The sequence below is a fragment of the Veillonella parvula genome (genome assembly GCF_040094895.1).
GTDB lineage: Bacteria > Bacillota > Negativicutes > Veillonellales > Veillonellaceae > Veillonella > Veillonella parvula_L.
In genome coordinates, this window is record NZ_JBBNGV010000002.1 from 125,880 (window position 1) to 138,920 (window position 13,041).

At 38.9% G+C, this 13,041-nt stretch carries 15 protein-coding genes and 2 riboswitches; of the genes, 3 read left to right on the forward strand and 12 right to left on the reverse strand.

Annotated features, from left to right (window positions below):
* The first annotated feature begins 259 nt into the window (after positions 1-259).
* Entirely contained in the window at positions 260-1,366 is a 1,107-nt protein-coding gene (gene ychF, locus AAAT26_RS04580) for a redox-regulated ATPase YchF (RefSeq protein ID WP_004693813.1), read from the forward strand.
* Between the two features lie 77 nt (positions 1,367-1,443).
* Here the strand turns inward: ychF and AAAT26_RS04585 are convergent, their stop codons facing one another.
* The 7 genes from AAAT26_RS04585 to AAAT26_RS04615 all read right to left on the reverse strand — a co-directional run bounded on the left by AAAT26_RS04585 (position 1,444) and on the right by AAAT26_RS04615 (position 5,359).
* Positions 1,444-1,698, reverse strand: a complete 255-nt coding sequence (locus AAAT26_RS04585; protein WP_428837335.1) for a CsbD family protein — start codon at positions 1,696-1,698, stop codon at positions 1,444-1,446.
* A 60-nt stretch (positions 1,699-1,758) separates the two neighbouring features.
* On the reverse strand, positions 1,759-1,998 hold the full coding sequence (locus AAAT26_RS04590; RefSeq protein WP_349208928.1) for a GlsB/YeaQ/YmgE family stress response membrane protein: 240 nt from the start codon (positions 1,996-1,998) through the stop codon (positions 1,759-1,761).
* 157 nt (positions 1,999-2,155) lie between these two features.
* The gene (locus tag AAAT26_RS04595; protein ID WP_004697967.1) at positions 2,156-2,863 is read right to left on the reverse strand and encodes an NAD(P)H-dependent oxidoreductase; all 708 of its coding nucleotides are present in this window, start codon (positions 2,861-2,863) and stop codon (positions 2,156-2,158) included.
* Between the two features lie 118 nt (positions 2,864-2,981).
* Complete coding sequence (locus tag AAAT26_RS04600; RefSeq protein ID WP_004697984.1) at positions 2,982-3,239, reverse strand: putative Se/S carrier protein; 258 nt, start codon at positions 3,237-3,239, stop codon at positions 2,982-2,984.
* Positions 3,240-3,363: 124 nt separating this feature from the next.
* Positions 3,364-3,963, reverse strand: a complete 600-nt coding sequence (gene yedF, locus AAAT26_RS04605; protein ID WP_349208991.1) for a sulfurtransferase-like selenium metabolism protein YedF — start codon at positions 3,961-3,963, stop codon at positions 3,364-3,366.
* A gap of 151 nt (positions 3,964-4,114) precedes the next feature.
* The gene (selD, locus tag AAAT26_RS04610) at positions 4,115-5,146 is read right to left on the reverse strand and encodes a selenide, water dikinase SelD (protein WP_316138730.1); all 1,032 of its coding nucleotides are present in this window, start codon (positions 5,144-5,146) and stop codon (positions 4,115-4,117) included.
* A gap of 9 nt (positions 5,147-5,155) precedes the next feature.
* Positions 5,156-5,359: a DUF951 domain-containing protein gene (locus tag AAAT26_RS04615; RefSeq protein WP_004693828.1), complete on the reverse strand. Its 204-nt coding sequence runs from the start codon at positions 5,357-5,359 to the stop codon at positions 5,156-5,158.
* A 751-nt stretch (positions 5,360-6,110) separates the two neighbouring features.
* Here AAAT26_RS04615 and rbr point away from each other — a divergent pair.
* On the forward strand, positions 6,111-6,656 hold the full coding sequence (rbr, locus tag AAAT26_RS04620; protein WP_004693830.1) for a rubrerythrin: 546 nt from the start codon (positions 6,111-6,113) through the stop codon (positions 6,654-6,656).
* Between the two features lie 266 nt (positions 6,657-6,922).
* On the opposite strand, the gene thiM is transcribed toward rbr, so the two are convergent.
* From thiM to thiW, 3 genes are read right to left on the reverse strand one after another with little or no spacing between them, the layout of a single operon-like run.
* Entirely contained in the window at positions 6,923-8,440 is a 1,518-nt protein-coding gene (thiM, locus tag AAAT26_RS04625; RefSeq protein ID WP_349208929.1) for a hydroxyethylthiazole kinase, read from the reverse strand.
* Positions 8,441-8,453: 13 nt separating this feature from the next.
* Positions 8,454-9,287: a bifunctional hydroxymethylpyrimidine kinase/phosphomethylpyrimidine kinase gene (gene thiD / locus AAAT26_RS04630; protein WP_004693834.1), complete on the reverse strand. Its 834-nt coding sequence runs from the start codon at positions 9,285-9,287 to the stop codon at positions 8,454-8,456.
* Positions 9,287-9,766 carry an energy coupling factor transporter S component ThiW gene (thiW, locus tag AAAT26_RS04635; protein WP_349208930.1) on the reverse strand — a complete coding sequence of 160 codons (480 nt, stop codon included), beginning with the start codon at positions 9,764-9,766 and terminating at the stop codon, positions 9,287-9,289. The genes thiD and thiW overlap by 1 nt, the downstream gene beginning before the upstream one ends.
* Before the next feature lie 63 nt (positions 9,767-9,829).
* A riboswitch (TPP riboswitch) is annotated at positions 9,830-9,924 on the reverse strand.
* A gap of 81 nt (positions 9,925-10,005) precedes the next feature.
* Positions 10,006-10,111: riboswitch (TPP riboswitch) on the forward strand.
* A gap of 52 nt (positions 10,112-10,163) precedes the next feature.
* On the opposite strand from thiW, the gene cytX reads away from it, so the two are divergent.
* Positions 10,164-11,360: a putative hydroxymethylpyrimidine transporter CytX gene (gene cytX, locus AAAT26_RS04640; RefSeq protein ID WP_349208931.1), complete on the forward strand. Its 1,197-nt coding sequence runs from the start codon at positions 10,164-10,166 to the stop codon at positions 11,358-11,360.
* Positions 11,361-11,527: 167 nt separating this feature from the next.
* Here cytX and AAAT26_RS04645 read toward each other — a convergent pair whose 3' ends face one another.
* Complete coding sequence (locus AAAT26_RS04645; RefSeq protein WP_349208932.1) at positions 11,528-12,157, reverse strand: ATP-binding cassette domain-containing protein; 630 nt, start codon at positions 12,155-12,157, stop codon at positions 11,528-11,530.
* 8 nt (positions 12,158-12,165) lie between these two features.
* Entirely contained in the window at positions 12,166-12,834 is a 669-nt protein-coding gene (gene modB, locus AAAT26_RS04650; RefSeq protein WP_278618475.1) for a molybdate ABC transporter permease subunit, read from the reverse strand.
* Positions 12,835-13,041 lie beyond the last annotated feature (207 nt).

Here is a 13,041-nt window from a genome sequence, read left to right on the forward strand (position 1 = left end):
ACCTATAAATTATATCAATATAGTTACGGCGAATAAAAATCTATATTAATCCTATATTTTAATATGAACTTATCACATTATTTAAGTAATATATTTAACTCTATTTATATTATAGCACTTTGAAATAATCTATTTTATATTTATAGAGTAACTCCATCCTATTAGTATGGTATAATATTTATTTGATAAGGTTTATAACAAACTATTGCTATAAACTTTCACAAAGAACGAAATCAATTTATTAATAAAAGGTGGTACCATGAGCACAAATTTAGAAGTAGGCATCGTAGGCCTTCCAAATGTTGGTAAAAGTACATTATTCAACGCTATCACAAAAGCGGGCGCTGAAGCTGCCAACTATCCATTCTGTACAATTGAACCTAACGTAGGTGTCGTTGACGTTCCAGATAATCGTTTAGCTGTATTGGCTGAAATGTTCGGTTCCAAACGCATCCTTCCTGCTGCTATGCGCTTCGTAGATATTGCTGGCCTCGTAGAAGGTGCATCCAAGGGCGAAGGTTTGGGTAATAAATTCCTTAGCCATATCCGCCAAGTAGATGCGATTGCACAAGTTATTCGTTGTTTCGATGACCCTAACATCACTCACGTTTCTGGCTCTATTGACCCAATCCGTGACATCGAAATCATAAATACTGAGCTTTGCCTTGCAGACCTTGAGTCCGTAGAAAAACGCAAACAACGTATTGAAAAAATTGCTAAATCTGGCGACAAAGATGCACGTGCTGAATTACCATTATTAGAACGCATCATCGAAGGTTTAGGTGAAGCGAAACCTGTTCGTGCACAAGGTCTTGAAGAAGAAGAATTGGAAATGATCAAAGAGTTAACATTGCTTACAGCAAAACCATCTCTTTATGTAGCCAATATTTCTGAAGATGAAGTATCTGATTATTCTGCCAACGAATATGTAAAACGCGTAGAGGAATATGCGAAAAACGAAGGCGCTGGTATCGTTGTTGTGTCCGCACGTATCGAGTCCGAAATTGCAGAGTTATCCGAAGAAGAATCCGCTGCATTCCTTGAAGATCTTGGCCTTGAAGAGTCTGGCTTAACTAAACTTATCAAAGCAAGTTATGCACTTTTAGGTCTTATCAATTACTTCACAGCTGGTGAAATGGAAGCTCGTGCTTGGACAATCGTAAATGGTACCAAAGCACCTCAAGCTGCTGGTAAAATTCACTCGGATATTGAAAAAGGCTTTATCCGCGCTGAAATTGTCTCCTTTGATGATCTACAAGCTTGCGGTAGCCAAAACGCGGCTAAAGAAAAAGGCCTTGTACGCCTTGAAGGTAAAGACTACGTTATGAAAGACGGCGATGTAACCCATTTCCGCTTCAATGTATAAACAAACTTATATAACAAAAACCAGTAAATCTCAGGATTTACTGGTTTTTTATTACTAATTATAACCTTTATATAATATTATTTATCGTCTTTATGAAGAACATTTTTGACGCCACTAATCGCACCATCTACAGCATCTTTAACATCTTCAGCTGCTTTTTTGAGATCTTCAGCAACATCATGTGCAGCATCTTTAACTTTTGCAGCTGTATTTTCTACAGCACCTTCTGCTTCCAATTTTTTGTCACCAGTTAATTTACCGGCATTTTCTTTTAATGCACCTTTAGCTTGATTTAATTTATCTTCTAATGCCATAATTATGAATCCTTTCATATGAAATCATTTTTAGTTATGTTAGCTATATATGTTAGCTATACTTTTAAAAATAGATTACTATCCCTTTTTCCCGAAGAAAAACGAAACAACAGCAACAACAATTACAGCGCCAAGAACAGAAGGAATTAATGCCATGCCAGCTAAGTTAGGACCCCATGTGCCAAATATTGCTTGACCCACGGACGAACCAACTAAACCAGCAACAACATTGGCAATAACGCCCATTGCTCCACCTTTGTTAGTGATGGCTCCCGCAAGAAAACCGATAAAACCACCAACAATAATTGACCATAACATACGATCACTCCTTCCTATTTAATCAATATATTTATAATATCCTACCAAATTATACGGGCTTTATAAATATAATAAATAATGTGTATATTTATAATATACCATTCATTTCTAAAGATTAGATGAAGAAATTCGATATGGTTATAAAAGTCGCAATCGATTAAACTACTGTAACAATTTCATCCATTGTGCGACGTGTTTTATTGCGATGCGGTTCTTCATCGCGATAACCAAAAGCAGCCATAACGGCAATACCAAAATGTTTTGTATCAAAGAGCCCTAGTTCATCACCTAAAAAAGCTGTCATCTTATCTTGATTAAAGCCTTCCAATGCACAGGAATCAAGACCTTCATAAGCAGCCATAGTCATCATGTTAGCCATTACAATATACGCTTGCTTAGAAGACCAATCAAAGGCAGCACGATCAGACTCAAATGTTTTATAGTCTTCAGTTGTGAACTGAGCATATTTTTCTTTATAAATAGCATCGACTTCAGCAGGTAATTGTTTCACCTCTTCTTGAATGTAGCGTACATAAGGGGAATCAAATTCCAAATCCACCTTTTTACGTGTTAAAAACACTACGAAATGACTCGCTTCAAGACCAGCTTGAATCCCCCAACCATAAGCTTTCATCTTTTCACGGATTTCAGGATTTTGAATAACTAATAATTGGTAAGCTTCAAAACCTAAGGAGGTTGGAGACAAGCGCGCCGCCGTTAAAATACCTTGCCAATCTTCATCAGAAATCTTTTCAGCGCTATCAAATTTCTTACATGCATAGCGATATGTCATAGCATATTCTAAATCTTTACGATCAAATTTAGGGGCTGTTAATTTTACATTTTCTATTTCATATTTACTCATATATACCTCCATAATTAATATCTGTAATTGATAAAATATATCATGTTTCTATAGTACCACACTCATCGTTCAAGTTATATGAAGATGGACACTAAAGTAAAAAAAGCCTAGACAACGTCTAGACTTTATACGGTACGGCTAGCTCTCCTTTTTCATACCAAAAGAAGCCAGACATACTAATTTTATGTTCTTTTAAAATGGTCTTTACTTGATCCACTATACTTGAGTCTATTGCAATAGATAAACCGCACATATCGTAAAGTTCTGGGGGTGTGGCCATCAACTGATGAGGCACATCTAACTCGGTTAATACTTTATCCGCTTTATCACCAAAATAATAGGATGTAAAAACGACAAGTAATTTTTTATTTTCCAATGCCTCACCTCCTACCAAAGTAGATACGATTAAATGTCTTTCATCTCAATGATTCATTCTAGAAATAAGAAATCTACTTTAAATCAGTAGCTCTAAATCGATATATCAAAATAAAATACTAATATTATAGCTTAACAATATTATCTCCAAGGATTGCATCTGTAATAGCGTACATATTAGTAATACTGCCTACGCCCAGCTTATCTTTTACACCGAAATAATCAAGACAAATGCCGCATGCTGCAATTTCTACACCAAGCTCAGCTAATTTCTTGATATTTTCCAAATGAACCGAATCATTGACTACCATCTTAACACTGCTATTAATGAAATAAATCTTAGAAGGCTTTACGTCAGCTTCAAGCATACATACCCAGAAGGTTTTCATCAAATTTCGGCCAAGCTCTTCACTACCTTCACCAAGATAATCCTTCGTCATCAAAATGACGCGATTTCCATAGTTCATAGGTTCACAACTTACTTCCGTTACCGAATTTGCATTTGGTGTCATAGTAAGATAAAAATCCTTGCCATCTTGGCGAATACCTACAACATAACCACGAGACTTACCAAACTTCTCTACATTATCGCGGCTCACTTCATTATCTACAATTGTAATAATAACAGCATTTGGATTCGCATCACTTACCTTCTTAGTTTCAATAACAGGTTTTGGACACAAGCTACCGCGCACATCTACCGTTAATTCCTTTGTATTGCTCATCATACACCTCTATATACATTATATAATTTGTGAAAGTATCAGCTATCAGCTATCAGCTATCAGCTATCAGCTATCAGCTATCAGCTATCAGCTAATAATATTTTATTTAAATAGCTAAATCAATACCATACAGTACTTATCTTTTATGAGTTTATTTTGTTACTCGTACGGCAAGACCGCTGAAGCTTTCAACAGTGCCCACAATAGCAGCACAGTCAATCCCCGCCTTATAAAAGGCCTCGACAAGTGTCTCACTTTCGCTAGCAGGAACAGAAAATAGTAACCCGCCAGAGGTTTGAGGATCAAATACAATATCCGTCCATACAGGATCCAAGTCCTCATCAACTTGTACTTCAGTTATAGCCTTGCGATTACCATAAGATGCAGCCGGAATTAAGCCCATTTGAGCCGCCTCGATAACATCATCAAAAAGAGGGATATCGTAAGCTTTGATATGAATCGTCACATCAGAAGCACTTGCCATTTCTACGGAGTGCCCCATAAGGCTAAAGCCTGTTACATCTGTACAAGCATGAACTGTAAAGTTATGTGCCACCTCAGCCGCTACACGGTTTAAAGTACTCATACTAGTAACAGCCTGTTCCGTACCTACAGGAAATAAACCTGCTTTCAGAGCATTATTCATAATACCTGTGCCAATGCGTTTTGTTAGCACCAACACGTCCCCTACTTGAGCACCTTTATTTTTCCAAATCTGATTTGGATTTACTTGTCCTGTCACAGACATCCCAAAGATAGGTTCCTTATTTTCAATGCTGTGTCCACCTACGATGGCTGCACCAGCCTCGGCTACAATCGAACCAGCCCCATTTAACACATCCGTCAAAACACCTTGCTCGACAAGAGGAACCGGAAAGCCTACGATATTCATCGCTGTTAAAGGGGTGCCACCCATAGCATATACATCGCTTAATGCATTGGCAGCTGCAATTTTACCAAATAAAACAGGATCATTAACCATAGGGGTAAAGAAATCTAAGGTTTGCACCAATGCAAAGGTATCAGAGATTTGATATACTCCAGCATCATCGGCACCAGTCATATCCGCGAGAACATGCTTGTTAGTAACGGGTGTTACAGCTTTTAGCACACGGTTCAATATATGAGGCCCAATCTTACACGCACAGCCTCCACTTGTAACATAATCAGTAAGTCGTACCATAACTCCTCCTTACTCATTTTCCGGCAATCGAGAGACGATTTTCTTAACAGCCTTTTCAAATTTAGGGCGCGGCATCAAGAGTTGATGACCGCAGCCATTACATACGATGAGAAAGTCTGTGCCGATTCGCTTAACTTCCCACTCGTCACTGCCACAAGGATGCGATTTTTTCATTTTCACTACATCGCCTACGTAATATCTAACAAATGCCATAGCGCCTCCTTTAACTTCTGTCAGTATTTATATATTTATTATACATAAAATAGTTACTTCTATAAATATACCCTAATTCTATAGTTCAATCCTCTATTATATATAACCATAAAATTTTCACCCTAAATATATAATGTACAATTTTAATATATCTACTGTTCTTATAATTAAACCATAAATCAAGAGAATTATTATTTTATAACCACCAAAAGGTTACAGAAACTTTGCACTTAATCATTATATTTTATGGGGAAATATTAGTGCATACAACGGAATTAACATTAACAACTAAACAATAATGATTTTTCATTTAGTTATCATTCTCAATATCAAAATATAGATTTTTTATAAATCCCATACTATTCAATCTTTATAAACCCACATTTTTACTGCATTGATAATATTTATCATTTAGAAAATTTTCGAAATAAATTTTACAAAAAGACTTGCATTTCTCATTTAGTATGTTACAATATAGTCAACAATGATTATTCGTTAAGTATACGGATAACACATTGTATATAAAACTGTTAAGACGGCAAGTGCCGAAACACACAAATAAGTAAGTACTATTTTAAGAGTTAGGCAAGTGTCTATTTGATCTAAGAATAAGTTTTCTTACTAAGGCGAAGTCGCCCTCGAAATTGATAGAATAAGTATTCTATTCCATTGCATTCACAACCAAGTGGTTATGAATATATACGTTAAGTAACAATTTTGAAAATTATCGTAAGTACAAAGGAGTATTAAAATGGCAGAATTAAAAGGTTCTAACACTGAAAAAAATCTTCAAGCAGCATTTGCTGGCGAATCCCAAGCATTTCAAAAATATACATTCTACGCTAGTGCAGCTCGTAAAGCTGGCATGAACGAAATCGCTGACTATTTCGAAGAAACAGCTCACAACGAATCTGCACATGCTAAATTGTGGTTCAAAGCTCTTCATGGTGGCGATATTTCCGCTGATATCGAAGCTAACCTTCGCGATGCAGCAGCTGGTGAAAACTACGAACATACTACAATGTACAAAGAATTCGCTGACGAAGCCGAAAAAGAAGGCTTTGCTAAAATCGCTTTCCAAATGCGCGAAGTTGGTAAAATTGAAGCTCGTCATGAAGCTCGTTACCTTGCATTAGCCGCTCAAGTATCCGGTAACAAAGTATTCCACAATGACGAACCAGTAGCTTGGATCTGTGCTAACTGCGGTTATGTACACGTTGGTGAAGAAGCTCCAAAAGTTTGTCCTGTATGTGCACACCCACAAGCTTTCTTCCACCGTTTCGTTGAATCCATCTAATCTGTAAGTGCGACACCAACTAGATTAATAGCCTGTAAGTACAGATTTTAATGAAACTATACCTGTAAGTACAATCTAAACTTACAGTAAGTACTGACAACTTCCTTAACAAAAAGACGATGACATTTGTTTGTCATCGTCTTTTTTTGCATTCTTTTGCTAGATTTTTATTTTGTCTACTATATTTTATTCTATTCACTATAATATGTTTTTTATTTCCTTTGTATAGTGCTTATTATTTACTATTTTAAGATTATAAAGACATATCACTTAATATTATCTACCAAGCATTTAAATTGTTGTGTTGCTTCATATGGATTATCTGCATGAGCAATAGCAGATATCACGGCTACTCCACTAGCACCTGCTTCCAAAACAGGCTTTGCGTTATTTAAGGTAATACCCCCGATACCAACGCATGGTAATGTTAAACCTTCTGCTCGTAACTCAGCAATGCGCTCAGGTCCGCACGGCAATTGAGCATCAGGTTTACTACTTGTAGTATACATAGGGCCTACACCAACACAATCCGCATAAACTACATTGGTCTTATGAAGTTCCTCCACAGAATGAATGGATATACCAACAACCTTATTCCCTACAAGATTACGAACGTCTTCTAAACGCATATCTTCTTGTCCTACGTGAACACCATCAGCGTTAACAGCCACTGCTAAGTCTACATCATCGTTAATAATATAAAGCACATTATACATGGCACAGATTTCTTTTAACTGCTGAGCTAATTCTAATTTTTGTTGTCCTTCTAATGTTCCTATGCCCTTCTCTCTAAATTGAAAGCAGGTCGCACCACCTCGACAAGCAGCTTCAACAATGTCCAGTAAATGGCTTTCATTAAAACCTACATCCTGTGTACCACTAATAAAATATACCTTTAATTGATCGGGCACAACTACAGGCCGTATTCGGTTTTCGGATAAAAGCATCGCATCATCGAATTCATATAAGGCATCCATAAATGCCATACTAAAACTACCAGGTTTTACACCGCTCACATTAACCGCACTTTCACTAGCTAGACCATAGTAAGCCAGTGCATACGCAAGAAACTCACCTATAGACATGTTATCCATGAATGGACAATAGGAACTAAAGAATGCAGCTAACACAGCACCTAATAAACAACCAGTCCCAGTTACGGCTGTCATGATTGGATGACCATGAGGAACTGCAAATACACGGGTTCCGTCAGAAACATAGTCCTCTTCCCCCGTTGCGACAACAGGACAGTTAATTTGGCGTGCAAGACGATACGTTATAATTGCGCTATCCTCAACTTGTTCCCCATCTACGCCCTTACCAGAGAGAGAATTATTAACCTTATGATTTGTATTAAGAGCATCATAGATGGCTTTGATTTCACTTTGGTTGCCCCGTAGCAACGAAATAGCATCAGTTTTAATCAAGTCTAAAACTACAGATAATCGATAAACCCCAGCATGACAGCCCACTGGATCTAAAACAATAGGAACCTCATGTTTCTTCGCCAGTGCTATGGCATCTTTATAGTAACTAACCTTGTCTGGGGTAAGAGTGCCAATATTGATGAGTAGCGCCGATGCATGGGCGATGAGGTCTTTCAAATCTTCGCTACACTCACTCATCACGGGTGATGCTCCGATGGCTAGTAAACCGTTAGCCGTAAAGGTTCGCACTACATCATTTGTAATACAAATAATAAGCGGATTTCTTTTGCGTAGAGTCTCTAATATATTCAGTTCGGTCCAAGTTGAGCTATTTATATATGGATTTTCATAGGTCATATAACTATCTCCTCTACTCATTTTTCAAGAGTTCATCCATCGTTTGAGGGCCATTTGTCAATAAACCATAAGCCATGTGATTAACAGGTCCGCAGCCAGTTCCAAGCGCTGGATTATGCTTAATCGCAAGGGCAATATAGTTCTTTGCAATACCTATGGCTTCCATTACATCACGCCCTTTCGCGAGCTCTGCCGTAATAACCGCCGAGAAGGTGCAACCCGTACCGTGAGTATGAACAGTATTATATTTAGGACTTGTCCACGTACGCACATCTCCATCTTTGGTGAAAGCATAATCCGTTGCATCATCTCCAATATGCCCACCTTTAATGATGACCACTTGAGGTCCTAATTCACGTAAAATACGGTTAGCTGCTGTTGTGATGTCACTTTTACAAGAGATAGACATGTCCGCTAACACCTCTGCCTCGCTACGATTAGGTGTAATGACTGTGGCGACCGGAATGAGTTTAGATTTTAAGAAATCGACGGCCTTATCCGATACAAGTCGATCACCGCTGGTGGCAATCATAACTGGATCCATCACATAAGGGATGTTCTTACTCACATAAGGATAAATGAGATCCATCATCTCTGGTAAAGCAATCATGCCCGTCTTAACGGCTTGTGGTGTAATATCTGAATATACATCGTGTAACTGTTTTTCTATGCTTTCTAGCGATAGGTGTTCTACGTGATGTACACCCGTTGTATTTTGAGCCACCACAGAAGTAACAACGGCCATGCCGTATACATTTCGACTTTGGAAGGATTTTAAATCAGCCATAATGCCAGCGCCACCACTAGGGTCAGTACCGGCAATTGTTAATGCAGTATGTAGTTTCATTATGCCTCCTTGTGTAACAGATTACGTCGAGATAAGATTTGTAATACTACAAAGCCAATGCAAGCACCTCCGATAGAGCTCATGGAAAAGGATGTAATTAAGGTCAACAATGCCAATGGTTTGCCTAGTAGGAAATGAGCAATTGGATAGCTTAGAAGAGCACCAATAAGTCCAGTGCCAATGATTTCCCCTAAAGCCGCTGCCCAGATGGCGTTGTATTTTTTATATAAATACGCAGATAACCAAGCGCCAATCATACTACCTGGAAAGGCTAATGGAGAACCTAGTGCTAGTACATTACGTAAGCAAGAAGTACTAAAGGCAGCGCCTACAGAGAATCTCGCTCCAACTATAACGGCTAAGATTACATTTATCATATGTTGAAATGGAAAAATACGAGCAGGGCCAATAGGAATCGACGTAGTCGATAAGACGACACCTAAGGCCACACATATACTAGCAATAATCATTTTTTTCATAATACCTCCAAGTAAATAAAAATGAGACCACCTCAAATGGAATGGTCTCGTAATAGTTTGGTATCATGTTTCATTCCACTTCCCTACGCCAGTATTATCTGGATCAGGTCTAGGGTTTTGAATGGTCAATCTCAGCAAAAGCACCCCTAGTGGCAATATATTTTTATAATCTAGTTATAACATTATTATACAATCTATGCAACAAAATAATTGACGGTTCCCGTAGCACCTCGTATAATGAAGCCATAATGGGGTGCTCACACAAGTGGGCTGAGAGTAAGCTAAAGCTTTAACCCATAACCTGATTTGGATAATGCCAACGTAGGGAACATAGAGGATTAATGGCCGAGTTCCTGTGAGCTCGGCTTTTTCTATGACTTCCTGGCAAGGAGGACGTATGAAAAATACACACATCACGCAACCACAATTTGCCATGATATGGTTCGGTGCCGCTCTATCGATTGCGGAAATTATGACCGGTACCTATCTGGCCCCCTTAGGACTTACACAGGGTCTCTATGCCATCATACTGGGGCACATCATTGGCGGTATATTACTTTTTGGAGCTGGCCTCATCGGTGGACGTTTACAGCAAGGCAGTATGAATACTACCGCCTTCAGCTTTGGCCCACTAGGGGCAAAGGGCTTTGCCTTTTTAAATATGCTCCAACTCATCGGTTGGACCAGCATCATGATTTACGATGCCATGTTAGCCTTACAAGCACTGGCACCTCTATCACCTATGATTTGGACCATTGCCATCGGGGCCCTCGTCATTTTGTGGCTCTTCATCGGCCTCCATAATACGGGCTATATTCAAGCCATCGTATCTGTTCTATTGCTAGGTCTCACCCTCTACATGGGCGCTCACATGATATCGCAGTGGCCTAACGAAGGTAGCCTTCTAACTAGCGGAAATATGAGTTTTATCGCTGCTCTTGAATTATCTATTGCCATGCCACTATCTTGGCTACCTCTCATCAGTGATTATACCCGTGAAAGCAAAAAACCTTTCTCCGCATCACTTACAAGTGCTACAATCTACACGGTAACGAGTATCGTCATGTATACCTTAGGTCTTAGTGCGGCCATCTTTGGTGGTGGAGACTCTATTATTACCATTCTGATGAATGCAGGCCTTGGCCTAGCAGGGCTCCTCGTAATTATCTTCTCTACTGTCACTACAACCTTTATGGACGCTTACTCTGCAGGTGTTTCTAGCACCACAATCTATAATAGTGCATCTAGTAAGGGCATTGCAGTTATTGTTACCATCGTTGGCACTATTGCAGCTATCTTATATCCGATGGACGATATTACAGACTTCCTATACCTCATCGGCTCTGTATTTGCGCCGATGATTGCCATCTTATTGGCGGACTACTTTATCAATCGCCAACAAGTACAAACACTATCGGCTTATCTCGTACGAGGTCTTATTTGGGCGGTATCTGTTGGTTTATACCACTATATGTTACATAGTGAAAGCACAATAGGTGCCACATTACCAACCTTTACAATGGCATTTGTCGTTACAGCTATCATTGGATTTATAAGTAAAACAGCACACACATCTGCAGAAATTAAACAGTAACAACAACTAAAACGTAATGTACATATACTAAATCAATAATAAAGATTATAGTAATAGCAAAAACACCTTCACAAATAGTCATCAAAATGAGACCCTATTCAAGTTGAATAGCATATATCATATGATAACGTTTATGAAGGTGTTTTATATTTTTATTAGACTTCTCCTTATTTAGGAATTGTAATAATTCCGTCTTCACAGGTCCAGTGCCGATCTCCAACCATTTCGGCTTCGCTTTCATCATGGGTAACCCATACACAAGGTACATCCCACTCGCGAATAATGGACACCAAATCTTCGCGCACATGCTTTCGCAAGTTCCAATCTAAAGCAGATAAAGGCTCATCAAGAAGCAAGATAGTCGGTTTAGAGTAGAGCGCACGTCCCAAAGCAACTCGTTGCTGTTCGCCACCAGACAGACTGCCAGCCTTCGTTTTGCGATATTTCTCAAGGCTTAAACGCTGCAATAGACTATTGCACATGTCAGGTGTGCCTCGTTTGCTATAGGTAATATTATGTTCCACAGACAAATGAGGGAATACGATGTTGCCTTGTGGCATATAGCCTACCTGACGTTTTTGAGCGGGAACCCAAATCTTATTATCTCGATCCACCCACGTTGTTTCATTACAGTGAATACTACCTGTAGTGGGTTTTACCAGTCCTGCAATGCATTTAATGAAAGTACTTTTACCACTGCCAGATTGACCTGTCAAAACGGTAATACCAGAAGGAAGTACCCCATCGGCTTTCACAGTCACAGAAGGTCTAGCTACGGTAAAGGAAAATGTAATCATCGGACCTCCTAATTATTATCAATGTGACGGAACAAGGACCCCTTTGTGATGAGGTGAATCCCACTCAACAATGCCAATGTGAGCACACAAATATAGATAACTAATTCAAAAGCATCCATGTACTGCCCTGCCTCTACGTAAGAGTAGATAGCAAGTGGCATGGTGCGCGTTACCTTTGGAATATTACCGGCAATCAAGATTGTGGCACCGAACTCGCCCATAGCACGACAGAAGGCTAAGATACTGCCCGTCAAAATGCCTTTCCAAGCGAGTGGTACGGAGATAGTAAAAAAGATACGTAACTCTGAAGCACCTAATGTACGCGCTACGTCCTCCATATTATGATCGACGGATTGCAATGCTGAACGCACCGTTTGATAAAACAGCGGAAATGCAATTACAGAGGAGGCTATCACGGCACCGGATGCAGCAAAAACAACACTCATATCATGAGCTTCAAGCCAAGCACCAAACGCATAACCTGGAGTAAATACCATAAGTAACGCAAAACCAACAACTACCGGAGGCAGTACAAGTGGCAAGGTAATAAGTGCATCAAGAATGGCAATACCACCCCACTTGCAACGGTTCATCCAGTAACAAGTCGCTAAGCCACTTAAAATAACTATAATAAGAGCTATACTTGCCACCCATAGCGACAGCCATAATGGACTCATGTCACGCCCCCTTTCTATACACAACAACTCTAAAGTATGTGCTATATCTATTAATTCAAAAATACTTTTCAAACAAATTATATGCACAAAATCATATCATATGCTAGATTATTAAGCACTCATCACTACAAATGAGTAAAAGAAAAAGCATACAGTGAGCAATCATAAGATTAGTAATATCAATAATATCTCTATTGTATCATAAGA